Genomic DNA, 24260 nt, shown 5'->3' with positions numbered 1-24260 from the left:
CTATGAAGATCAAGAACAGAAACCGAGGTGTGCTTAGCAGGCTGATTGCCGCCGCGGCGATCGTCTTTTGCTGTGTAATGGCGCTGCCGATGGCGGTACATGCCGAGGATGCGCCCGAGGGCCAAACCGAATACCACATCAAAAACGCGGATGACTTTTTGAAGTGCGTGGCGCTTTCGCGCGAGTGCAACACATCACTATGGAAGGTCTATCTCGATAACGATATCGATCTTAATGATGATAATATGGATGCCATTGTCTCGAGTACGGTCAAGTACCTCTCCTTTGGCAATAAGGAGCATCCCTTTAAGGGCGTTTTCGATGGCAAGAACCACACCGTGACGGGTTTGAATTACGCCAAAAACATATTGGATCCCGAGCGCGACACGGGTTTCTTTGCCGAGACCAATGGCGCCATCATCAAGAACTTTCTGGTCAAGGACGCCAACATTTGGGCCGACTTCCGCGGCGGCATCATCGTGGGCAAGGCCGTCAACACCCGCTTTGAAAACGTTATGGTCATGGAGAGCACCCTGCACGTTACGTGCGCCAATAACATTCTCAACGTTATTACCAACGCAGGCTTTGAGGGAGGCCTGATTGCCGGCGAGCTCGACGGCTGCACCCTCTACAACTGCGAGGTGCGCGGCGGTCGAGCCGTTCATAACACCACTGCAGGTGTGCAGGCGATCGGTGGCGAGGGCCTGTATATGGCGGCGTTTGCCGGCTACGTTAAGAACTCGACCATCGAGTACTGCCGCGTGACGCCTACGCGCAAAAGGGACGGCTCGATTGCCGAGAATGGCATGACCGACGTCACCAATAAATACGATGTGGCCGTTGGCGCCCTGGGCGGCAACAACGTGTACGCCTCGGGTTTTGTGGGCTGTATGGCAGGCAACGCCAAGATTGTCGACTGCTTCTCGACGGCGCGGTGCTACAGCTATGCCGCGTCGTATGTGGGCGTCATTTCCGTGACGCGCGCGTGGACGGGTGGCCTGGCGGGCCGTATTTTGACCGCTGAGGGCAACGAGCTTGTCCGCAGCCATTTTGCGGGCGATCTGAGCTCGCGCCAGTACAACCCCATCGCTGTGATTCCCATTATCCAAAACGATGTGAACCTGGGCGGCATCGGTGCGCGCGCCAATATGGGCGATGCGACTATCACCGATTGCTACTTCAAGCCTAGTGTCAGCCTATCCGGGTTTAGCCAGGGTACGGCAGCCAAGAAGACGATTTATGCCCTTGCGGGTGATGGTACGGTATCCGGTGCCGGATTCGGTCCCTGGGACGACGAACGCTACATCACGCGTGAGCTGTGGGAACAGCATGATTACGACTTCTGCGCCGGTACCATGCGCACTACTGACAATGACTCGCTTCTTGGTGGTCAGCATGCCAACGAGTGGGCCATGGATTACAAGCTGAATATCCCCGTACACGGCAAAAGCGCGAAGACGACGATTGACTTCCCCGGCGCGGGTACCGCGACAATCGAGAAGACCAAACTTGGCAAAGACCAGGCGACCACGGATCCGTATACCTTTGCGGTGAGCGCCGTGCTGGCTGGAACGGCCCAGGGCTTAGCCCAGGGCGATACGTCGGTAACGTTTAAGCAGGATACCTCCGCAAAGCCTGCGGGGCTGAGCGAGGAGAATGGCGGCTACCGTTTTATGGGCTGGTTCCGCGAACCCGATGTGCGTGTGAATCGAATTGGACAAGATAACAGCTGGTTTGACGGCAAGACCGATGCCGATGCTGTGGCTGCTGGCAAGCGCGTCGAGGAGAACACGGCCCACGATAAGGCTTCGAACTACACTGCCGACAACGGCAAGGATCATGCCGAGAGTGAGGGCTTCAAGGGCAATGACCTTTTTATCGCTTCATACGAGGCGCAGGTGCTGTTCTATAACGTCAAAGGCGAGACACTCAATTGGAAAGACGGCAAGGCACACGATCGGTCCACGGATTGGTACCGCTATGGCGTCGGTTTGACGCCAGCTGCCCCCGCGGATCGCGGTAGCTTGTCGCCAACCGCGACGCTTATTGGATGGACCACGCAGCCGAACTACGATAAGAGCATGAATGGCGCCTATGCTGCCATTACCTCAACTCAGCTGGCTGATTTGAAAAACAAGGGAGCATTCTATCCCGTGGGCAGCGAGATTGCCGTGGTCGGCCCCACCGATTTCTATCCCGTGTACAGCGACTACGTGTCGAACATCATTACGGTGTTCGAAGGCAATGAGCAGGACACGCTTGATGATGTGACCCAGCGCGTAGACGTGGGCAGCACCAAAGTCGACGTCCAGACTGCCGGGGACGGCGCCAGCGTCTACACGGTACAGGTGCGCAACACGGACGGTACGCTCCTGTCCAATGGCGGCAAGCTGCCCGATGGGTATCGTTTCCTGGGCTGGTACGAAAACAAGCAGGCCGCCGACGGGTCCGTGGTCGAGGTGCGCGTAAGCCGCGACCCCAGCTATACACTCCCTGCCGATGTCGATCTAACCGTGCCGCACACCTATACGGCGCGCTTTGAGTACCGCGTGGATTATTACGTTCGGGCATTTACAAATAGCGATCTAACGGACAGCAAGAAGTTGTGCTCGATTTGGAATAAATACAAGTCGCCCTTCGAGGAAAACGTCGGCGCGACATATGTTCGTGAAAACATTATCCATTTGGGTGCTGGCACGGACGCCTCCGCCCATGTGCTACACAATGATGAGAATCCAGCAGATAAGTGCACTACCGTTCTCTCTAATGCGACGAAAATCGTTGCGCCTATAAACGCCTACTCCCATAACGTGCGTAACGACAGCGGCGCAAACACTCTCAAGGATATGATTGCCGACACTGATTTTCCGGGAGCTGGAAAACTGAGCGATGAGAAGGTTGCCGCTAGCATCAAAGTCCAATTTCATTCTGCGCATGATAGGTATCACTTCAGTTTTTGGACGCTCGAAAGACCCGGCGACGGTTCTTGGACATATATAAATAATCCTTTTTCGAGTCTCGTTAAAACGACGGAACAATATTATGTTCGCGCTATGGTGACTACGGATGTCACCTTCTATGACAAGTATGACAACGTCAAGCAAACCGCTACTCGACGCTATGAAAGCAACTTGCTTCAACAGAAAACGCCAGAAGGTAAAGACCCGACGTTCCTGTATTGTTATCCGCATCTTTATAAGGACAAGACGGTTAATGGTAAGCCCTACGACGGAAAAAAGGGCGACATCAATCCCTACTTGACTCTTCAGGCTTCCCCGACCGATGCTGACATGGCTGTGCCGGGTTATAAGTTCCTGGGCTGGATCTCTACGGCTGAGGTCCAGAAGGACTCTGACGTCTGGAACTATATCTACGACGTCGCCGGCGACGCCTATGTGACGAGTGATCCGGATAAGGCGGCGCCGTATCTGGCAACCGACGCGTCCAAGGTCATCCAGTGGCAGGATGCCTATCCCGTGTACGTAAAGTACGACGTTAACTACACCACCAACCTGCACCGCAAGGGCTTTGACGGAACGCCGGGCCTCATCAATGTTCCGCAGTTCGACATTACGCCCCAACTTGTGGTTCAGGAGAACGGCGACGTGGTGGCTACGGTGAGCCCCGACATCAGGACGACGGTGTACGCCGACGGAACCGGTGGTGCCTATCAGCTTAAGAAGCTCGAGATCGAGCTTCCTGACGGAACGGTAGAGGAACGCAAGCCGACGGGCGAAGGTGGTAACACCTACTCCTATCCGGTGGAGCCTGGCAAGCCCTTTACGTTTGTGGCCTACTACACGCCCATTGCCGTGGTGTATCACCTGGACGATAACCATGTCGATGGCAAGCTGGCGCAGGAGGACGATACGCTCGGCAGCCTTAAGGATGGCATCCCGCTGCCAACGTATAACGTTGGAGACATCGATGCCGCGACGAGTGCATACAACGTGTTCGCGGGCTGGACGGAAACCAAGCCGGCTGCTGGTAGCGGCTATGTCGTTTGGTCGGACGGTCTTCCCATGGTTAACAAAAATACTGTGGTCAAGGCCCCCATGGAGCTGTACCCGGTCTACCGTGCCAGCGCGGTCAAGGTCCAATCGAATATCGATGCCAATTTGGAGAGCCCCGAATCCGTGCGCTCGCTTTCGCGCACCGACTTTGGCGATCAGATCTCGCTGGAGGTAAAAGCTGCAACCGAGGTTGTCGGCAAAGACGGCACCAAGTACGACTTTGTCGGTTGGTCGCGCGACTATGAATCCGATAGCCAATACACCCTGATGACCGATGACGAGAAGTATCCCCTCGAGGGCGGTGAGCCCTTTAAGAGCGTGATCTACACTGCGGTGTACAAGAAGACGCCGTATAAGGTGCGCTATCACGGCGTTGACGGCGCGCCCATCTTTACGGCGACGGTCGACTCGGGCGACGATCGCGCGACAGGCGCTGGCTTTGTCCATAACGTCGAGGTTCCCAAGGTGGATGAGAACGGCAAACCGGTCTATGACAACAACGGCAATCCCGAGATGGAGCAAAAGTCCGTCGCGTACGACCCGGATGCTTACTCCAAGATTGTCGCGCTGCTCGATGAGCGGGCGACGGCTAACGGTGAAGTGCGCGAACTCTTCCTGGAGTGGCGATATGTGCCTGCCGATGGCACTGCGAAGTCTTGGAATGAGTTTAAGGGCGAGCCGATCAAGGGCGATATGGACTTGTATCCCGTAACGTATCGCGTGACTGCCAACGACACATCCGATTCCACGAACCCTAAAACAATGACCGCGCGGCTTAAGTGGCTACTCGATCCCAACGCCGCCAACACAGTCGACAACAGCGCCGACAAGGCACCCTTTAAGGTCTGCTTTGCCGAGCCGTTTATGGGAACGCAGCTGACTGTTACAGTTAAGCAGGAGAGCTACGGCCCTGGTACATCCATGCGGGAGGAGCCCGTAAACGACAAATACGTCTCACTCTATAGCTTGGGCTCGGGCAATGGCTCATTCGACCTAGCCAATCGTCTGGAGTCCAAGAAGACGGGTGAAGGCGAACAGGACCCCGGCAATGCCGTGTTCAACTTCGACCAGACTCACGTGTTGACAATTGTAAAAAAGACCACCGATGCTAGTGCCATGGGACAGACATTCCGCTTTAAGGTGTCACGGAAGGCGTCGAAGGATTCTCCTGCCGAGACGCGCATGGTCGAAGTGAAGGTCGATAAAACGCAGCGGGAAAACGGCGAGACCTGGTATGTCGGCAGTGTGCAATTTGCCGCGCCGGTGGGTTTCTATACCGTCGAGGAAGATACGGCTTGGGCATGGCGCTACCAGGGTGAGCTGAGCACGCCTGGTAAGGCGCCCGGCAAATCTGCCGAGCTGACGATTTCGTCTGCCTCGAGCGCGGGCGATGCGGTGGTGATGTGCGTTAACACGCGTGCGAAGGACAAATGGGTCGACGGCGGCTCGCATGCCAAGAATGTTTGGAAAAACGGGCAGCTGAAGAGGGAGGACTAGGATGACAAAGCGCAAGCAGATCGTTGCCCTCCTTGTCGGCGTTCTCCTTTTGGCCGGCGCTGTCGGCACGTTTGCGTGGCTTTCGGTTACGGGCGTGCTGGTCAACGAGTTTGGTTTTGGCTCGGTGGCGCCTTCGGTGGACGAGACGCTCGAGGACAACGTGAAGAGGGATGTCTCGGTTAAAAACACGGGCTCGGCTCCGGCATACCTGCGTGTTGCGGTGGACATCTACTGGCAGGATCAGAATGGAGCGCGCCTGTGGGATGAGCCGACTAAAGACACCGACTATGTCATTACGTGGGGCAACGTGTCCAAAGCATCTGCTTCCAACAGTGCCTCGTCTTGGGTTCTCGCGTCCGACGGGTTCTACTACTGGACGTCTCCCGTTGCGCCGATGGGCAAAACCGGCGTGCTCATCAAGAGCGTGACTGAGCGGAAGGCAACTGGTAAGAACCTGGTCGTCGACATTTCGACCCAGGCAATTCAGTCCACGCCCGACGATGCAGTTAAAGAGGCATGGGGTAGCACGGTCAAGGATGGCGTGCTGGTGCCGCCGCACGGAGGTGCGTAAGTATGGCGTTCTCGATTCGCAAAGGTGTTGCGCGCTCCTTGCGTTGCGTGGTCGCGGCTATTTTCTGCATTGCCGCACTCGCCGCTCCTGCTCGTGCGCTTGCCGACACTCCCGCGATTGCATATGACGGAAATACGCGCCAGCTGACGGTCTCGGGGGCGACGGGCTCCTCGGGGGAGCCCGATCTGTTTCCAGCCTTTAAAGATCTAATGCCCGGCGATGCGCGCGAGCAGCAGATTGAGGTTCGTGCCACGGGCGTAAAGTCCCAGGTACGCGTGTTTGTGCGGGCCGTTGTCGATCACGAGACGGCACACCTGCTGTCGCCCATTACTTTAACGGCGTCGGCGGGCGATGCGTCCGCAGGCTGGCTCCAAGCAGGAGCGCCGGGCAGCGTGTTCGCATATCCCACTCAGGTCGCAACGTTTACGAGCGATGGCAGCACGGTGCTCAATCTGCAGCTGAGCGTTCCGACATCGGTGGGCAACGAGCTTGCCGATGCAAACAAGACCATTCGCTGGGAGATTACCGCCGAGGACGATGGCGAGAAGATTCCCGTACAACCTGCTGGCAGTAAGAGCCCCGGCCTGTTTGGCCTGGCGGCAACCGGCGACAGCGCGCTCACATTGCTTTTGGTGTTGCTGACGCTTGCAATCATCGCTTTTATGGGTGCGCTGCTCTTGTCCCGAAGGGATAAACGCTAGGTTCATCTTCTAAATGCAACGCCCTCTCGGGCGGCGGGCACGAAGTTCCCTGCTCTACAGTCCTGCGCAAGACGGGGGCCACATTAAGTGGCCCCCTTTGCGTGCGGAACTCGCGATGAACCTTATACGCCTCCGCCCGGACAGGCGTTTCAGTTATGAGTGACCCGCTACTTGATCTTGGTCGTACCCGGTGCCAGGTTGGGGTCGGTCTCGTTGGCCTCGGTCTGGAAGTGCTCGGTGTACACGTTCTTGCCGTCGCGGAACATCTCGTAGTACTGCATCTTGGCGTAATCCTCGCGTGCCTTGGTGGCGGCAGCGGCGGCGGCGTCGTCACCGGTGACGTTGGAGGAAAGCGCCCAGCGCAGGCTGGCGTCCTCGTAGCCCACGGAGTTGATGGCGGGCAGCGACTCGCGCAGCGTCATATGCGCCTTTTGATAGTCGGAAAGCGGGGCGCCGATCAGCTGCATAAGCTGGGTGGACAGGTAGTTGGTGGACAGGTCGTCGACCTTACTCGTCTGGTCGCAGCCGGCAACGTCGTAGTTGGCCCAGATGATGTAGTCGGTCTGCCACAGACGTTCCTGGTGCGTGGCATCGTCCTCGCCGGTAAACCACTTGTCATTGAACTTGGACGGGAAGAACGGCTGGTGGTCGCCCCAGAACACAACGACCACCTTGCGGTCGAGCTTGCTCAAGGCGTTGAGGAAGTAGCGCAACGCCTGGTCGGACTGCTCGATGCACGAGACGTACTCATCGACATCGGACAGTGTGCCGTCCTCGACGGTCTTGGTGTCCAGATCGGTCGTGTCGATATTCAGGTGCATCTGCTTGTCGGCCGGCACCAGACCCGTGTCGTAGCCTGAGTGATTCTGCATGGTCACATCGAAGATGAACTGTGGATCGGCGTTCTGGTCGAGTAGCTCCAGGATCTTGTCGTAGGTTGCCTGGTCGGTCACCATGCCGCGCAGGGTATCGGCGCCCTGGAAATCGTTGATGGACAGGAACTTGTCAAAGCCAAAGTCCTTATAGACGTTCTCGCGGTTCCAGTTGGTGGCGTGGTTGGGGTGCATGGCCGTAGTGGAATATCCGAGCGACTTGAACTGCTCGGCAAGATTCTCGGTCGTCTCCATGTTGTAGATGGTATAGGGATAGACGCCCGACCCCAGGTTGGCCATGGAGTTGCCGGTCATAAACTCAAACTCGGTATTGGCGGTGCCGCCGCCGTAGGCGCTCACGTAGAGCTTGCCGCGGCTGAGGCAGTTGGACAGGCTCTTAAAGTACTGCGGGCCCTCATAGCCGGCGTGCATGTTCTGGTAGATGGATAGGTCCGAGAAAGTTTCGTTCATGATGGCGATGACCGTGGGCTTCTCGCTGTCGAACTGCTCCTTTGCGGCGGTGCGCTCGTCGCTCTTGGCGGCGTCGGACTTGTCGTAGGCCTTAGCATACGTTTTGAGCGTGGCCTTGGCATTGTCGACGGAGTAGTCGGCGGGTTTGGGCGGCTTGATGGACTGCGCTGCGCTAATGAAAGCGGGCAGGTAGCCCTCGCGCCAGTAGCTCTCGAGCGGACGCCAGGTGTAGACGGTGATGCCGAGGGTGTTGTAGTAGTCGACGAGCGTGACATGTGCGGTCACGCCGCCCAGGCACAGCACACCCACGAGCAGGTTGGTGAGCAGCATACGCTTGGCGTTGGCGGCACCCTTTTGACGGTGCGGTGCTGCCAGGCCGGCGTACTCGCACAGCAGCATGGCGATGGCGGTAAAGCCCATGGACAACACGCAGAACAGCGAGATCGAGAAGGTGTAGCCGTTGCCGGCGACCGCCGCGGCGGTGGAGATGGCCGAAAGGTCGCCCGGCTGGATGGGCATGGATTTAAACGTGATGACGAAGAACTCGGCAATGCCCAGGACAAAGAGGGCAAAGGCCAGGACCGCGGGAGCTGCGCCGTGGCGCTGGAAAAGGAAGAACAAGCCGGTCATGAGCGCGGTGATGATGCCCCACTCGAGCAGGATGCACAGGGGGTAGACCCAGGTAAAGTCGTGGTTGGACGAGACCTCCATGCCCAGCAGCGCAAAGACGCCGGCGAGCAGCAGGCACAAGACGGTGGCGACGAGCGGGCGGCCCACAAAGGCACCGCGCAGGCGGGCGAGCTTGTCGGTGGGGGAGGGGGCATCGGTAGCAGCGAACGCGAAAACGCGCGGGGCGATGCGGTCGCGGGCGATGCTGGTCCAGGCGCAGCCGGTGAGAATGGCATTGGTCAGGATGAGCATCACAAAGGCGAGCGGCTCGTTTTGGGCGACGAGGCCCACGGCGCCCCAAATAGTCAAAAAGACCTGGAGCAGACCGAAGGCGACGCTCCAGGCGATAGCGCCCTTGCCGACGGTGCCCGACTGTGCCTTGACGGTCTTGATCTCACGTAAAACAAAGTGGACGGTCGCCGCAAGACCGACGAGCGAGATAGCGGCTGCAAACATGCTCAGACTCCTCACAAACTTAAAACCTACGAAAGCGGGGGGTACCCGATTGTTACCAAGCTATGCGCCGCATTTGGTGGCTGCACGCAACAAGCCATATTAACGCGCGCATGTGGCAGTGTTGCGCAATGTAGTGGCGACCTGCGCGATAATGGACGGGAATTACACGGAAACGTTAAGGCTCCTTAAAGAAAATGGCGAGGGTAGGGCGATGGGTGAGCAGGGTTGCAAGGCGGACATGGGCGGCGACGGAGCTGCGGTCGTGGATACGTGCGGCTATCCGGTCGAGACTACGGGCAATGCGGTGCTGGACATTTTGGAGCACCGTTCGTCCACGCGCGCTTTTGCGCGCGATGACAACGACCGTCCCGTAGTGGTGACCGACGAGCAGCGGGCGGCGATCTTGCATGCAGCGAGTCGCGCACCATCGGCGGGCGCCATGATGATGTATTCCATCGTGAGCATTCGCGAGCAGGCTAGGCTGGACCGTCTGGCCGACCTGTGCGACCATCAGCCCATGATCGCCAAGGCGCCTTGGGCACTTATATTTGTGGTCGACTATGCCAAGTGGATCGATCTGTTTGAGTATGTGGGCTGCTTTGAGCCCGAGTTTGTAGAGCGCACGGGCAAGTCGCCCCGTCGTGCGCCGGGTCTGGGCGACTTTGCCATCGCGGCGCAGGATGCCGTGATCGCCGCCCAAAACGCCGTGGTTGCCGCCGAGGCCCTGGGGCTGGGGAGCTGCTATATCGGCGATGTCATCGAGAACGCCGAGGAAGTTGCCGCGCTGCTGGATTTGCCGCCCTATACCATGCCGCTGTCGATGCTCATCATCGGCACGCCCCGAAAGGAGCGTCTGGCGATCGCGCATCCCGTGGTGAACCTGGTGCACGAGGAGCGCTACCGCCGTGCGGATACCGCGACTATGGATGCGCAGGTGGCCGAGATGGATGCGATGTTTCGACCGCACGCCCGCGAGGTGGGCGGGCGCGTGGCGGATATCTACACCCGCAAACATACCAGTCCCTTTATGGCCGAGATGAGCCGCTCCATGGAGTGGTGGTTCAAAAACTGGCTTGGAAAATGACGGGTGCGACAAAGGGACAGTCCCTTTGTCGCACCCCATATCACCGCGGTGACCTAAAGGCCGTATAAATGTTTGTCTAGCTGGGAAAACGGTGCCATTCAAACATGGGCCGATTACCTATAATCCCCTCGAACGTTAAAGTTGGGAGGAAACCGGCTTATGGAACAAAAGGCCAAGGAGGCAGCTTCGCACGCTGCGATTCCTGTGAGCATCTCGGCGATGCTCGTCACGCTGGGCGTGGTGTATGGCGATATCGGCACCAGCCCCATGTATGTAACCAAGGCGCTCGTCGCCGGCAACGGCGGCATCGGAAGCGTCACGGAGGAGTTCGTGCTCGGCGCGCTCTCCCTTGTCGTGTGGACGGTCACGCTGCTGACGACCGTCAAGTACGTGCTGATCTCGCTTCGCGCCGACAACCACGGCGAAGGCGGCATCTTTGCCCTGTACAGCCTGGTCAAGCGTTGTGGCAAGTGGCTCATCATCCCCGCCATGCTGGGCGGCGCCGCGCTGCTCGCCGATGGCATCCTCACGCCTGCCGTTACCGTGACTACGGCTATCGAGGGCCTACGCACCATCCCGGCGGTTCATGCCGTGCTCGGTGACGACCAGGGCCGCGTTGTCGCCATCACGCTCGCCATCATCATCGTACTCTTCTTGGTGCAGCGCATCGGCACGGCCAAGATCGGCCGCGCCTTTGGTCCCATCATGACGCTGTGGTTTTTGTTCCTGGGCGGTACGGGCCTGTTCTTTGTCTTCCAGCACCCCACGGCACTGCTGTGCCTCAATCCGCTGCGTGGCATCGGCTTTCTGCTGAGCCCCAACAACCATGCGGGCATCATGATCTTGGGCAGCTGCTTCCTCGCCACCACCGGTGCCGAGGCGCTCTACTCCGACATGGGCCATGTGGGGCGCGGCAATATCTACGCCACCTGGCCGTTCGTTAAGTGCTGCTTGCTGCTGTCCTACATGGGCCAGGGCGCGTGGCTCATCAACAACGCCGGCACCCCGGAGCTCATGGGTATCGCCGACCTCAACCCCTTCTACCAGATGCTCGCCCCGGGCCTGCGTCCCTTTGCCGTCGGCCTTTCCACCGTCGCGGCCATCATTGCCTCGCAGGCGCTCATCACCGGCGCCTTCTCGCTGGTATCCGAGGCCAGCCGCCTGGACCTCATGCCTCACATGCAGGTCTTCTATCCTGCCGAGACCAAGGGCCAGCTCTACATCCCCATGGTCAACAACGTCATGCTCGTGGGCTGCGTCATCGTGGTGTTGCTGTTCCAGAACTCGGCGCACATGGAGGCCGCATACGGCCTGGCCATTACGCTCACCATGATGTGTACGACGCTGCTGCTCTTCTTCTATCTGCACGTGGAGCGCAAGCTTAAGGTTGCGCCGTGGATCTTCGTCGCCTTCTTCCTCATGCTCGAGGGCTTCTTCTTTGTGAGCTCGCTCACCAAGTTCTTCCATGGCGGCTACTTCACCATCCTTATAGCTGCGCTCATCATGAGCATCATGGTGTGCTGGTACAACGGCACGGCGGTCGAGCAGCGCCAGTTTACGCTGCTGCCGCTGCGCAGCTACCTGCCGCAGCTCAAGCGCCTGCGCGACGACGACCGTTACGAGCGCCTGAGCGACAACATCGTGTACCTGACCAAGGACACTAACATCGACTATATCGACCGCGATATCGTCTACTCGATCTTGGACAAGCACCCCAAGCGCGCTCGCGCCTGGTGGTTCGTGAACGTCGAGACCATGGACGAGCCGTATACGTTTGCCTATTCGGTCGAGACGTTCGATACCGACTACGTCTTCCGCGTGCATCTGTACCTGGGCTATAAGGTCAACCAGCGTGTCAATGCTTACCTGCGTCAGGTCGTTCAGGACCTTGCCGCCACCGGTGAGCTGCCGCCGCAAAAGCACGACTACTCGGTCTACAAGGATCCGGGCAACATCGGTACGTTCAAGTTCGTCATGATCCGCAAGCTGCTGGCGCCCGAGAGCGACGTGGAGCCCAGCGAGCGCACGGCCATTACGCTCAAGCACATCATCCGCCGCGCCGCCGGCACGCCCGCGCGTTGGTACGGCCTGGAGAACTCCAACGTGAGCTTTGAGTACGTGCCGCTGTTCACCAAGTTCAAGGCTGTGAACAAGATGCAGCGCCTGGCCCCCAACGAGCGCCCGTAGTCGCCAGCGGGCTACACGGAGTTGATCATCGATGGATGAAATGAAAGCCGGGGAGGTAAACATGGATGCAAGGACTCTTGATGCGCGCGAGGCGGGTATCGACGCCGCCGAGGACCAGTTCTTTACGAACCGAGCCAACATGGATATTGCCGATCGCGTGATCTCAGTTGTGGCGTTGGTATTTGCCGCGGCGTGCGTATGTGCCCTGCTCGCGCACGTGCTGTTTGTCTAGCGACCGCAGGTTGTAAAGGCTTTACACTAGGAACCACCACGAGGGAAAACCACCACAAAGGTGCCTGTCCCCTTCGTGGTGGTTTTTGTTTTTGAGGGAGGGCGCGGCGTCGATGGATGTTCGCTCGGATGGCGATCTTGCCGACAGTTTTTGGTGGAGGCGCTCGACGCAGACGCGGCGCGGCCCTCTGTACGACACCTGCGTGGTGGCGGGGTTGCTCGCGGCCGCGACGGTTGTCGGCGCGGTGCTCGACCGCCCCGGTCTTGCCCCGAGCATCATGATTGTGTATGTGCTTGCGGTGCAGCTGTGTGCATTTTTTACCTGGAGCCGCCTGTACTGTCTGCTGAGCTCTGCCGCCGCCGTTTCGCTCTACAACTTTTTGTTTATCGAGCCGCGTTACTCCTTAACGCTTATCGACCACATCCATCCGGGCATGTTTTTCATCATGTTCGCGGTCTCGCTCGTGTCAAGCTCGATCGCTCTGGCCCTGCGCCGCGCCCTGGCGCAGGCCGCGGCAAGCGATCGCCGCACGCAGATGGTGCTCGAGACCAATCGCATGTTGCAGCGCTGCGCCGACGAGCAGCAGATTGTGCATGCTGTGGCCACGCAGCTGGCGCGTCTTTCGGGCTGTCCGGTCGTGTGGTACAGCGCCGACGCCGAGGGCGATGACCTGCTGCCGCGCGCAACGTATACGGCCGTGGGCGATGCCGCGCCGCTGCATCAGCTGGCACCCCAGATGCCGCCGCTGCTCTCGGCTTCGGTCTACGTGGGAACACCGCTCGACGCCACCTTTGGCGGATCGGCGTTCTACGGCATTTACCTGACGGTACGCTCGGGTGACACCATGGTGCGCGGGGGTGAGCCCTCCTCGGTGGTGGGCGTGCTGGCTATCGTCGCCGACCCCGATGCGTTGACGCACGAAGAACGGATGCTGGCCGATGCCATCGTGAGCGAAGGCGAGCTGGCACTCGATCGCGCCCGCGCCATGGAGGCGCGCGAGGAGGCGGCGGTGCTCGCCAAGAACGAGCAGCTGCGTGCCAACCTGCTGCGCTCCATCTCGCATGATCTGCGCACGCCGCTCACCAGTATCTCGGGTAACGCCGACGTTCTGCTCGACCAGGGCTCGACCGGAACCGCGGTGCTCGATGCCCAGACGCGCCGCGGCATGCTGCTGTCCATTCGCTCTGATGCGCAATGGCTCAACGCCACCGTCGAGAACCTGCTCGCCATCACCAAACTCGAAGGCGGCGGCATGCATCTGTCAACGACGCTCGAGCTCATGGACGATATCGTCGAGGAGGCGCTGCGCCATGTGAATCCGGCCGTGCGCGAGCACGACCTTAAAGTGGTGGCGTGCGACGAGCCGGCACTGGTCAATGTCGATGCGCGTCTGATGGTGCAGCTGGTGGTGAACCTGGTGAATAACGCTATCACCTATACGCCGTTGGGTTCGCACATTGTTATTTCGATTGATGTCGACGGCGGGCGCGTGAAGTGCTCGGTTGCCGATGACGGTCCAGGTATTGCGCCCGAGGATCGCGAGCGGATCTTTGAGTCGTTCTACACCGCCAACCACGGTTTGGCCGACAGCCACCGTAGTGTGGGCCTGGGTCTTTCGCTCTGCCGCTCCATTGCGCTGGCACATGGCGGTAGCATAGAGGTTGCCGCGGCGGATCCGCACGGCTCGGTCTTTACGATTGAGCTTCCCGCCGCCGACGTTTCGTTTGATAAGGAGTAGCGCCGTGCCGAACCCTGCCGTGAAACCGCTCATTTTGGTCGTTGAGGACGATCCTGCCGTCCGCAACCTCATTGTTGCCGCGCTCGAGGCGCACGGCTTGCGCCATATGGCCGTGGAGACTGCCCATGCCGCCATCGCCGCCGCCTCGTCGCAGGCGCCGAGCATTGTCCTGCTCGATCTGGGCCTGCCCGATATGGACGGCGTCAAGGTGGTGGAATCGGTGCGCACCTGGTCGGGCATGCCGATCATCGTGGTCTCGGCGCGCAGCGAGGACGCGGACAAGATTCGCGCGCTCGATGCCGGCGCCGACGACTATCTGACCAAGCCGTTTTCGGTCGAGGAGCTGCTCGCGCGTATTCGCACGACGCTCAGGCGCCTCTCGTATGCGCAGATTGGCATGGGTGCGTCCGAGGGCTCGTTCGATACCGGTGAGCTGCATATCGATTTTGATGCCGGCATCGCCACGATGGATGGCGAGGAGTTGCACCTGACGCCGATCGAGTACAAGTTGCTGTGCCTGTTGGCCCATAACGCCGACAAGGTGCTCACGCACCAGTTTATCCTGCACGAGATTTGGGGCACGGCAACTAAGAGCGATCTGGCGAGCCTGCGTGTCTTTATGGGCACGCTGCGTAAGAAGATCGAGTCCGACCCCGCGCATCCGCGCTATATCCAGACGCACGTGGGTATCGGCTACCGACTGGTCACCCAAGGGTAGATCGCCAACCACCATCCCACTATGAGTTGCGGTGAAATAGTTCCTGTTTGGGCCTTTACCAGGCTTTTTAGGAACTATTCCACCGCAACTTTGTTATTTGCCCTTGGGCTTGCTGGCGTAGAACTTCTTCTTTTTGGGCTTACCGGCGGGGGAGGGGCTGCCGGTGACGTGCGGCTTGCTGTCGCCGGCGTGCACATGGCCAGGCACTGCCGCGCGAGGCTTGCGCGCCTCAGGGTTGCGCAGCTCCTCGGTTCGCTCGGCAATCTCCTCGGCGCTAAAGCCGACCTCTGCCATGGCGTCCTCGATGGGCAGGCGGCGCACGATATAGCAATGGTGCACCTTCTGGTTGCGCGCGAAATCCTCGGGGATGGTCTGCGCCGTTATGTCCTGTAGCACCACGCCCGCGCGTGCGAGCTTGCGCGTCTCGGGGCGGAAGCCGCGCAGGTTGCAGCTAAAGATGGCCTGCCCGCCCTGTGCGAGCAGGCGCGATACGCCGGCCAAAAGCTCAACATGGTCGCGCTGGACATCCCAGGTGCGGCGGCCCATCTTGGACGAGTTCGAAAACGTGGGCGGGTCGACAAAGATCAGGTCCCAGCGGTTGCGCGTCTGGCGCTGGTCGCGAATCCAGGCGAGCACGTCGTCGCGCACAAAGTGATGCTGCGGACCCACAAAGCCGTTCTGGCGCATGTTGCGCTCGGCCCAGTCCAGGTAGGTGTTGGAAAGGTCGACCGTCACGGTCTCCTCGACGCCGCCGTCTGCCGCATAGCAGGTGGCGGTGCCGGTGTAGGCGAACAGGTTGAGGAAGCGGCGCGCCTGCCTGGCGTGCTCGCGCACCAGGTTGCGGGTGACGCGGTGGTCCAGGAAGATTCCTACATCCAGGTAGTCGTCAAAGTTGACGGCAAAGGTAAGGCCGCCCTCTTCGATGAGCGGCAGACGGCGGCGCGCGATGTTGGCGCGCTCGCCCGAGCCGCCCTTGCCAGCGCCCTGTTTGCCGTACTGCGAGCCGCCGCGCGAACGCATGCGGGCCTTGGCGTGCACGTGCTCGGCCGGAACATCCAGGATGCGCGGCGCGATGGCCAAGATGTCGAGCATGCGGGCCTGGGCCAGCGCGGGGTCGATGGTCTTGGGCGCGGCGTATTCGGCGATGACGAGCCAGCGGCCCGGCGTCTGCGGGCATCCCTCGTACAGGTCGATGGCGGCGGAGTAGTCGGGTAGGTCGGCATCGTAGACGCGGTAGCAGCTCACTCCCTCGCGCTTCGCCCACTTGCGACGCAGGCGGGCGTTCTTGCGCAGGCGGTTGGCGAACTGCTCCGACTCGGGGATGAGCACGGGCAGCGGCTTGCCGTCGCCTAGGTCGAGCGTGGCGGCGGGCTCGGGCATGGGGGTGTCGGCGGCTTCGTCTTGGGCATCTGCGGTCTGCTCCTCGGCATCTGCGTTGGTCGCAGCCTCAAATGCCGCGGCGGCGTGGTCGAGCGAAGGCCAGACTTCGACGGTCGCCTCCTCGTTGTTGGGCATGACGGCGATGGAGCGCGCGGGCTCGGCATGGAGCGCGCGGGCCAGCAATCCGTCGCGGGTGAGCGCGGCGACCGGTGCGGCGGTAAGCTCGGGCGCGCGGTGCAGCTCGCCGACCAGCGTCATGGCGTCGTGCATGAGCGAAAGCGGGGTCTCGGTCGTATCCGCGACCACGGCGGCACCGGCGACGGCGCCCGCGTGGTCCAGTACGGTGGCGGACTTGGCGGCGCAAAAATCGACAAAGCGCTTGTAGCCGGCACACGTAACCATGCGCTCAGCGGTCTTGCGTGCGGCGGGGTCAACATCTACGGCAACGATGCGCGCCTGGCGCTCGCGTGCTTCCGTCTCGCGCTCGCGCGCCTCGGCACGCAGCCGCTCCCACAGGTCGGCATCATGCAGCTGCCAGCCCTCAAAGCCCCAGCGCTCGCGGGCGGCGCCCGGAGCGTGGTCGGTCAGAATATTCACTGCCTCCAGCAGCAGGCCGCCGCCGGCGCACGAGGCGTCGATCAACGTGGGCAGAGCCTCGTTCTCGTAGTCGTCGGCCGTCAGCTCGCGCTCGCACAGTGCGGTCCAGCCGATCTGCGCCAACACCAGGGCGGCGTAGTCGGGGCGTAGCACGTGCGTGCCCTCGCCGGCGCGGGACGCCGCGGGCGGCAGACGCTTGAACAGCGGGTCGCCTGAAAGGTCTAGGCTGATGCTCGCGCGACGTTGGCGCAGCGAAAGCAGCAGGTGAACGTCGGGATCGTCGGCATCGACGTCGGCGCGGCGACCCGTGGCCTCGGCCAGGCGGTCGCATAGCGCGTCCTTGGCGCGCAGAGCCGAGAAGCGCGTGTTGCGCAGCTGCTCGGTCACGCCGCGGGCGGTGATGGCGATGGTGGCGCCGGGGCGGACGATGTTCTCCCAGGCGATGTCGTAAACGCCGTCGTACAACTCATCGGCATCCTGCGCCTCAAAGCGCCCAAGTACCACAAACACGCGGCTGGCCAGGCGCGACCACAGACAGGCGCGGTAGCCTTCTTCGAGCTCGCCCTCAAACGTGGCGCGGCCCTTCAGGCGGCGGACATGCGAAAGTCCGAGCCGTTTAAGCTCGTCGGCGAGTGCGGACTCAAAGCCCTCGGGGCAGCTTGCATAAAATTCCATGGGTGACCTCTCTGATTGCGTCGCTCCATTATATGATGGATGCTTCGTTTGCCATCGCCCCCGAAAGGAACCCATATGATTGATGCGTGCCCCGATTCCGCCGTGCTCTTTTTTGACGTGGATGGCACGCTGACGTCATTCGATCCCGACGATATGACCGATAAGGACTTCAATGCGGTCCATCCGTCGAAGGCAGTTGTCGATGCATTTGGTCGCCTGCGCAATGCGGGTCACCAGGCATTTATCTGCACGGGTCGCCCCCTGTGGCTCATTGCGGACAGCTTGCGTGCGCTCGACCCCGCGGGCATCGTTGCCATGGCGGGAGCCACGCTCGAGGTCGAGGGACGCGTGGTACACGAGGACTGCTTTGACGAGGACGTTATCGAGGAGCTCGCGCATCGCATTGCCGCGGCGGGCGGCGAGGCGTTGTTCGAGACGAACGGTGCAACCTATTCACTTGAGCCAGTTGGTGTCGAACAGTCATTTCTGCTAGGCGCCGACGTGGTGCATGGCGTTGATCAGATGCGCGTCGATGGCCGCTTGCGCGTAGGCAAGGTGTGCGTTAACGCGCGCGACCTGGCTTGCGTGGCCAACGACGATGGCTTTATCGATCGCAACTTTGAGCTGTGCAACACCGGTGGTCAGAATCGCGAGCTGAGCCCCAAGGGTATCGACAAGGGCGTGGGCGTGGCGCGAGCACTGGCGTATCTGGGCCGCGAGGGAAATGCGCGCACCTTTGGCTTTGGCGATTCGGGCAACGACTTGGGCATGCTCGCCGCCGTCGAGACAGCCGTGGCCATGGGCAACGCCATGCCCGAGGTCAAGGCGGTCGCCGACTACGTGACCGACGATGTCGCACACGACGGCACCGTCACAGCGATGCGCCACTTTGGGTTGATCTAATAAATGGCCGGGTCGCCTGCAGTGGGGGGGCGACCCGGCCATTTGCGCTATTTTGCAATATAGAGCTTGGGATGACTGCGGCTGCTCTCGATCGCCGCCGCCATGATACCCTCGTCGTCTCCATCAACGATGATGCCATCGAGGTCATCAATCTGCGCGGACTGATAAAAACTGGTCTTGTTGAACTTTCCCTGGTCAACCATCATGTAGCCTTGGTTTGAGTTGGTTAGGTACAAATGCTTGATCATGGCCGAGAAGTCGTGCTCGACGGTAAAACCGTGGTCGGGGTGGAATCCGTCGGCACTGACAAACGCCTTATCGGCATGTAGTTTGCTCATGCAGTCGAGCGTTAGTGCGCCCGCGAGATAGAGGTGACCCTTACGCACGGAGCCGCCCAGCAGCACTACTGAAGCATTGGGGAGATTGAAGCTGGCGTAGTTCGCGATTGCAAGATCGCCGGTGATAATGGTGATCTCACGCTTGTCCATGAGGGCCTTAGCGAAGTAAAAGCCTGTGGTGCCGATATCAATTACCAGAACATCGCCATCATCAACAAGAGTTGCTGCGGTTGCGGCGATGGCCTCCTTGGCCTCGACTTGGACATTGATGCGCTCCTCGGGATACGAGATTGCGTTGGAGCGAGAAAGCGACACCGCTCCGCCGCGTACGCGACGCAGCTTGCCTTCGGATTCCAGCGAGACGAGGTCGTGTCGCGCGGTGACTTCCGAAACCGAAAAACGGCGAACGATGTCGGATACCGAGATATTTGGCTTTTCGGCCAGCCAATTCATGATAAATCTCTGACGCTCGGCCGGTGAAAGGTCTGAAGTAGATGCCATATGCCGCTCCTTTTGAACAAAAGGCAAAAGATGCGCCTTTCGTAATCGAAATATAACGTATCGATATGAAAAGAACAAGGCAAATCGAATGAATCAAATGAACGGAATGACATGTCCCAAATTCATGTATAGCAGATAGTTCACACGTAGACGGGCTATAAAGAGTCTCATTCTGAAGGTGCCGCCCAAAAGAAGTACGTTTACACCCGATATTCGACCGTTCACGGAAAGTTGACAATTGAGCTTTCGATAGCTTTTGAAATAGTTTATAAAAGAAAACCGAAAAGCTCTTGAAACAAAGAAGAAGGCTTTCGATAGCAATAGTGCTAGATGAGAAAGGACCGAACATGGCGATTAAGGTGTTTGCCGACGGCGCTAACCTCGAAGGCATGCTTGACATGCATGACAATGGCAACGTTCAGGGCTTCACGACCAATCCTTCCCTTATGAAGGCCGGTGGCGTGACTGACTACCGCGCTTTTGCCAAGATGGTTCTTGAGCACATTACCGATGTGTCGGTCTCTTTTGAGGTGTTCGCCGACGACGAGGCGGGTATGGAAGCCGAGGCTCGCGAGATTGCAACCTGGGCAGACAACGTCTACGTTAAGATCCCGGCGCTCAACACCAAGGGCGAGTCCACGGCCGCGCTGGTCAAGCGCCTTTCTGCCGATGGCATCAAGGTGAATGTCACCACTATCTTCACGCCCAAGCAGGTCGACGATTTTGTCGATGCCGTCTCGGCCGAGACTCCCTCTATTCTGTCCATCTTCGCCGGTCGCATTGCCGATACCGGCGTCGATCCGCTGCCCCTCATGGCGGAGTCCGTAAAGAAGGCTGCCGTTAAGCCTGCTGCCGAGGTTCTCTGGGCGTCTACGCGCGAGGTCCTCAATATCTTCCAGGCGGAGTCCGTTGGATGCCAGATTATTACGGTCCCCAATGCCCTTCTTGCCAAGCGCAAGAATTTCGGAAAAGATTTGCTTGAGTACTCGCTTGATACGGTCAAGGGCTTTGCCCGCGACATCCAGGCCCTTGGTTTTCATATCCTGCCCGAGGAGTAGGGAACGAGCATGCTGACCGATCTTCTTAAGCCCGAGCTTGTTGCCTGCCATGTCGAGGTCTCCGATTGGGAGGAAGCGATCAAGACATGCGGTAAGTTGCTCGTAGGCGCTGGCAAATGCGACCAGAGCTATGTTGACGCCATGATTTCATCGGTTCACAAATTTGGCCCCTATATGGTCTTGGAAGAGGGCATCGCCATGCCCCACGCTCAGGCAGATGGCAATGTGAGTGAAGCGGGAATCTGTATCGTCACGCTTGACCCAGCCGTTGCGTTTGGACACGAGGATTTCGATCCGGTTCACGTGCTCGTGGGTATTTGCGCACCCGATCCCAAGGCTCATCTTGGCTGCTTGGCGGAGCTTTCGCAGATGTTCGAGGACGAGGACTGCGTTGCCAAGCTCAGTGCGTGCGATACGCCCGAGCAGGTTTTGGAGACCATGCGTTCATTCTTTTAGGCCTTAATGGCACGGCGATGCGTCGCCGCTTTTGGATAGACGGAAAACCGTCACGTGTAGGAGAGGAAGGTTACCATGCATATCATCACCGTATGCGGAAACGGCATCGGGTCTAGCCTGATGCTCGCTGGCAAAGTCGAGGAGCTTTGCGAGGAGGAGGGCATCAAGGCCGACGTTGAGTCTATGGACCTGAACGGTGCTTCTTCCGCAAATCCGGATCTGTTCATCACCGTTAAGGAACTCGCCCCCGAGCTCCACGGCAACGTTGTGATCGTTCGCAGCTATGTGAACAAGAAGAAGATCCGCGAAGACGCCCTCGAGGCAATCAAGGCGGCTGCCGCTAACGCCTAAATCGGCACAAAAAGGGCGGTTCCCTGTGGAAGAGGGAAACGCGCCCACGTTAGAGAGAAAGGAAGCGCAGATGCAAGCCATCCTTCCCATACTTGAGTTTATCCAATCGATTCTGACCAAGCCAGCGTGGATTATGGGTCTATTTGCCTTTGTGGGCCTTGTCGCGCTTAAGCGTCCTGCCCACAAGGTGATGACGGGCACCCTGAAGCCCATTCTTGGTTACATCATGCTGTCTGCCGGCGCCGCTGTTGTTCAGGAGAACCTTGCTCCGCTGGGTACCTTCATAGAGACCGGTTTCCACATCACCGGCGTCGTGCCCAACAACGAGGTCGTCGTTTCGATGGCTCAGAGCGTCCTCGGCGTTCAGACCATGATGATCCTGATTCTCGGCTACGTCGTGAACATTATCATTGCCCGCTTTACCAAGTTTAAGTACATCTTCCTGACGGGCCATCACAGCATGTTTATGGCCTGCCTGCTGTCTGCCGTTCTGCAGGCATCTGGCTTCCAGGATGTCCAGCTTGTCATCGTGGGTGGCATGTTCTTGGGCCTTGTGAGCGCTATGCTTCCCGCTGTTGGTCAGCGTTTCACCGAGAAGGTTACCGATGGCGATGAAATCGCCATGGGCCACTTCGGTTCACTCGCCTATTACATCTCCGCTGCAGTCGGTACGCTTTTTGCTAAGGACGCCGAGGAAAACAGTACCGAGAAGATCGAGGTTCCCGAGAAGTTCTCCTTCCTGCGCGACACCACCATCTCCACGGCCCTTACCATGGCCTTCTTCTACCTGGTTACCGCTTTCGCCGCTTACATCGCAGATCCTGCGGTCGTTACCAAGACTGCTGGCGGCGACAACGTGATTGTCTATGCCCTGACCTGCGCTCTGTCTTTTGCCGTCGGTGTCACCATCGTCTATAACGGCGTTCGTATGATCCTTGCCGACCTGGTCCCGGCTTTCCAGGGCATCTCCAACAAGCTGATCCCCGGTGCCATCCCCGCCGTCGACTGCGCCGTCTTCTTCCCCTATGCTCCCACCGCCGTCATCCTCGGCTTTGTCGCTTCCTTTATCGGTGGCGTGGTCGGTATGTTCATCGTGGGCGCTACCTTGGGCATCTTCATCATCCCGGGCATGGTTCCCCACTTCTTCTGCGGTGCTACCGCAGGCATCTACGGCAATGCTACCGGCGGTCGCAAAGGTGCAGCTCTTGGCGCTTTCGTCAACGGCCTGCTCATTACCTTTGCCCCGGCCCTGCTCCTGCCCGTTCTTGACGTCTTTGGCTTCAAGAACACTACGTTCGGCGACTTCGACTTCTCCGTCATTGGTATTACGCTCGGCCGTGCTGCCGAGGCCTTCGGTACCACCGGTGTCTACGCGATTCTCGCTGTCCTTTTGATCGTCGCCTTCGTCCCCAACTTCATCCACACCAAGGGTGCTGTGATCAACCACGTTGAGGAAGAGTAATCCAGGCATACGTTAAGCCCTAAACGGGCGGAGCTCCGATAACCGGCTCCTACACGGAAGCGGTGACGTCTCAAATGAGGCGTCACCGCTTTTGGTTTGGCGTGGTTGTGAAAACGTGTTGACAAAGCGTCGTCTCTGCGCCGCGCACGGAATCAACCGCGATGATCAGAAAAACGTTTTGCCGCTGGGGTGTCGATATAAAAATGGTAAAACTGCAAAACCGTTCGTCGAGAAGATAAAAACCAGCAGCTCACGCCTTGATAAACATAGGTAAAGTGTTTAGCAGTTTATCGGCCGTATGCAAACGAAAGGACCTCACATGGCAATCAAGGTGTTCGCTGACGGTGCAAACCTCGAGGGCATGCTCGACATGTACGAGTACGGCAACGTTCAGGGTTTCACGACCAACCCGTCCCTTATGAAGAAGGGTGGCGTGACGGATTACCGCGCGTTTGCCAAGGAAGTCCTGGCCCACATCACCGATGTGTCCGTGTCGTTTGAGGTCTTTGCCGACGACGTCGAGACCATGGAGGTCGAGGCGCGCGAGATCGCTACCTGGGCCGAGAACGTCTACGTCAAGATTCCGTGCGTGACTACCGAGGGCGAGTCCACCGCCGAGCTGATGCGTAAGCTTTCGGCCGACGGCATCAAGGTCAACGTCACCACCATCTTTACCCCCGAGCAGGTCGATGAGATGGTCGAGGCCGTTGACGCCGAGACGCCGTCCATCATCTTGCTCTTTGTCGGCCGCATTGCCGATACCGGCGTCGACCCCATTCCGTTTGTGACGGAGTCGGTCAAGAAGGCCGCCGCCAAGCCCAATTGCGAGGTCCTGTGGGCGTCCACGCGCGAGCTCATCAACATCTACCAAGCCGAAGCCTGCGGTTGCCAGATCATCACGGTGCCCAACAGCATCCTGGCCAAGCGCAAGAACATCGGCCGTGATCCGTACGAGGTCTCGCTCGATACCGTGCGCGGTTTTGCCAAGGATATCGCCTCGCTCGGCTTCCATATCCTGCCGTAAGCAAGGGTACCCCCTCTCGCGACGTGCAAAATCGCGATTATTCAGCATGGTAAAGACTTTTACCAGCTTTTATCAGCTTTTACCACTTGGTTGAAGCACGGAACGGCCCCCATTTTGGCTCTAAAAACGCCAAAACGGGGGCCGTTTTTGCTTTTATGGCTCTCCGAGGCGCCGCGGCGCTATTGGTAGACACTGAATATTCGCGATTTTGCACGTCGCGAGAGAGGGGGGTGTTCCTATAGTTTTGTCAACTGGGAAATGCTCTCCGTGCGACAGAATCGCGGCATGCTGACGCCAAGCCATTAG

Annotated in this window: 17 protein-coding genes; 14 read left to right on the top strand and 3 right to left on the bottom strand. The window is 59.3% G+C overall.

Going from position 1 to position 24260, the window contains the following annotated elements:
* Positions 1–2: 2 nt before the first annotated feature.
* The 3 genes from GT495_RS09325 to GT495_RS09315 are packed head-to-tail and all read left to right on the top strand — an operon-like array spanning position 3 to position 6782.
* Positions 3–5510 (top strand): hypothetical protein, encoded by a 5508-nt coding sequence (locus GT495_RS09325; protein WP_161162314.1) that lies wholly within the window; start codon positions 3–5, stop codon positions 5508–5510.
* A 1-nt stretch (position 5511) separates the two neighbouring features.
* The gene (locus GT495_RS09320) at positions 5512–6081 is read left to right on the top strand and encodes a hypothetical protein (RefSeq protein WP_161162313.1); all 570 of its coding nucleotides are present in this window, start codon (positions 5512–5514) and stop codon (positions 6079–6081) included.
* A gap of 2 nt (positions 6082–6083) precedes the next feature.
* Positions 6084–6782: a hypothetical protein gene (locus GT495_RS09315; RefSeq protein WP_161162312.1), complete on the top strand. Its 699-nt coding sequence runs from the start codon at positions 6084–6086 to the stop codon at positions 6780–6782.
* A 167-nt stretch (positions 6783–6949) separates the two neighbouring features.
* Here the strand turns inward: GT495_RS09315 and GT495_RS09310 are convergent, their stop codons facing one another.
* Positions 6950–9250, bottom strand: a complete 2301-nt coding sequence (locus tag GT495_RS09310) for an LTA synthase family protein (protein WP_161162311.1) — start codon at positions 9248–9250, stop codon at positions 6950–6952.
* Between the two features lie 211 nt (positions 9251–9461).
* Between GT495_RS09310 and GT495_RS09305 the strand changes: the two genes are divergently transcribed.
* From GT495_RS09305 to GT495_RS09285, 5 genes are all read left to right on the top strand, one after another.
* Positions 9462–10334, top strand: coding sequence for a nitroreductase family protein (locus GT495_RS09305; protein ID WP_161162310.1), 873 nt, complete (start codon positions 9462–9464; stop codon positions 10332–10334).
* A gap of 159 nt (positions 10335–10493) precedes the next feature.
* On the top strand, positions 10494–12521 hold the full coding sequence (locus tag GT495_RS09300; RefSeq protein ID WP_161162309.1) for a KUP/HAK/KT family potassium transporter: 2028 nt from the start codon (positions 10494–10496) through the stop codon (positions 12519–12521).
* A gap of 61 nt (positions 12522–12582) precedes the next feature.
* Positions 12583–12753, top strand: coding sequence for a hypothetical protein (locus tag GT495_RS09295; protein WP_161162308.1), 171 nt, complete (start codon positions 12583–12585; stop codon positions 12751–12753).
* 112 nt (positions 12754–12865) lie between these two features.
* A complete protein-coding gene (locus GT495_RS09290; protein ID WP_161162307.1) occupies positions 12866–14491 on the top strand; it encodes an ATP-binding protein in 1626 nt (541 codons plus the stop codon).
* A gap of 4 nt (positions 14492–14495) precedes the next feature.
* Complete coding sequence (locus tag GT495_RS09285; RefSeq protein WP_370457643.1) at positions 14496–15209, top strand: response regulator; 714 nt, start codon at positions 14496–14498, stop codon at positions 15207–15209.
* A 93-nt stretch (positions 15210–15302) separates the two neighbouring features.
* Here the strand turns inward: GT495_RS09285 and rlmKL are convergent, their stop codons facing one another.
* Positions 15303–17861, bottom strand: a complete 2559-nt coding sequence (rlmKL, locus tag GT495_RS09280; protein ID WP_161162306.1) for a bifunctional 23S rRNA (guanine(2069)-N(7))-methyltransferase RlmK/23S rRNA (guanine(2445)-N(2))-methyltransferase RlmL — start codon at positions 17859–17861, stop codon at positions 15303–15305.
* A gap of 75 nt (positions 17862–17936) precedes the next feature.
* Here rlmKL and GT495_RS09275 point away from each other — a divergent pair, with 75 nt between their 5' ends.
* Positions 17937–18764, top strand: coding sequence for an HAD-IIB family hydrolase (locus tag GT495_RS09275; RefSeq protein ID WP_161162305.1), 828 nt, complete (start codon positions 17937–17939; stop codon positions 18762–18764).
* A 47-nt stretch (positions 18765–18811) separates the two neighbouring features.
* Here the strand turns inward: GT495_RS09275 and GT495_RS09270 are convergent, their stop codons facing one another.
* Entirely contained in the window at positions 18812–19603 is a 792-nt protein-coding gene (locus GT495_RS09270; protein ID WP_161162304.1) for a DeoR/GlpR family DNA-binding transcription regulator, read from the bottom strand.
* A gap of 347 nt (positions 19604–19950) precedes the next feature.
* Here GT495_RS09270 and GT495_RS09265 point away from each other — a divergent pair, with 347 nt between their 5' ends.
* The 5 genes from GT495_RS09265 (at position 19951) to GT495_RS09245 (ending at position 23954) form a co-directional block, all read left to right on the top strand.
* Positions 19951–20661, top strand: a complete 711-nt coding sequence (locus tag GT495_RS09265) for a transaldolase (protein WP_161162303.1) — start codon at positions 19951–19953, stop codon at positions 20659–20661.
* Between the two features lie 9 nt (positions 20662–20670).
* On the top strand, positions 20671–21117 hold the full coding sequence (locus GT495_RS09260) for a PTS sugar transporter subunit IIA (protein WP_161162302.1): 447 nt from the start codon (positions 20671–20673) through the stop codon (positions 21115–21117).
* A 75-nt stretch (positions 21118–21192) separates the two neighbouring features.
* The gene (locus GT495_RS09255; RefSeq protein ID WP_022094539.1) at positions 21193–21468 is read left to right on the top strand and encodes a PTS sugar transporter subunit IIB; all 276 of its coding nucleotides are present in this window, start codon (positions 21193–21195) and stop codon (positions 21466–21468) included.
* Positions 21469–21538: 70 nt separating this feature from the next.
* Positions 21539–22930, top strand: a complete 1392-nt coding sequence (locus GT495_RS09250) for a PTS ascorbate transporter subunit IIC (RefSeq protein ID WP_152078691.1) — start codon at positions 21539–21541, stop codon at positions 22928–22930.
* A gap of 319 nt (positions 22931–23249) precedes the next feature.
* Positions 23250–23954, top strand: a complete 705-nt coding sequence (locus GT495_RS09245) for a transaldolase (RefSeq protein WP_192924183.1) — start codon at positions 23250–23252, stop codon at positions 23952–23954.
* Positions 23955–24260 lie beyond the last annotated feature (306 nt).

It is taken from the genome of Collinsella sp. BIOML-A6, from assembly GCF_009875845.1.
Lineage (GTDB): Bacteria > Actinomycetota > Coriobacteriia > Coriobacteriales > Coriobacteriaceae > Collinsella > Collinsella aerofaciens_H.
Note: the sequence above shows the minus strand (reverse complement) of the source record. Positions and strands in the feature narration are given on the sequence as shown.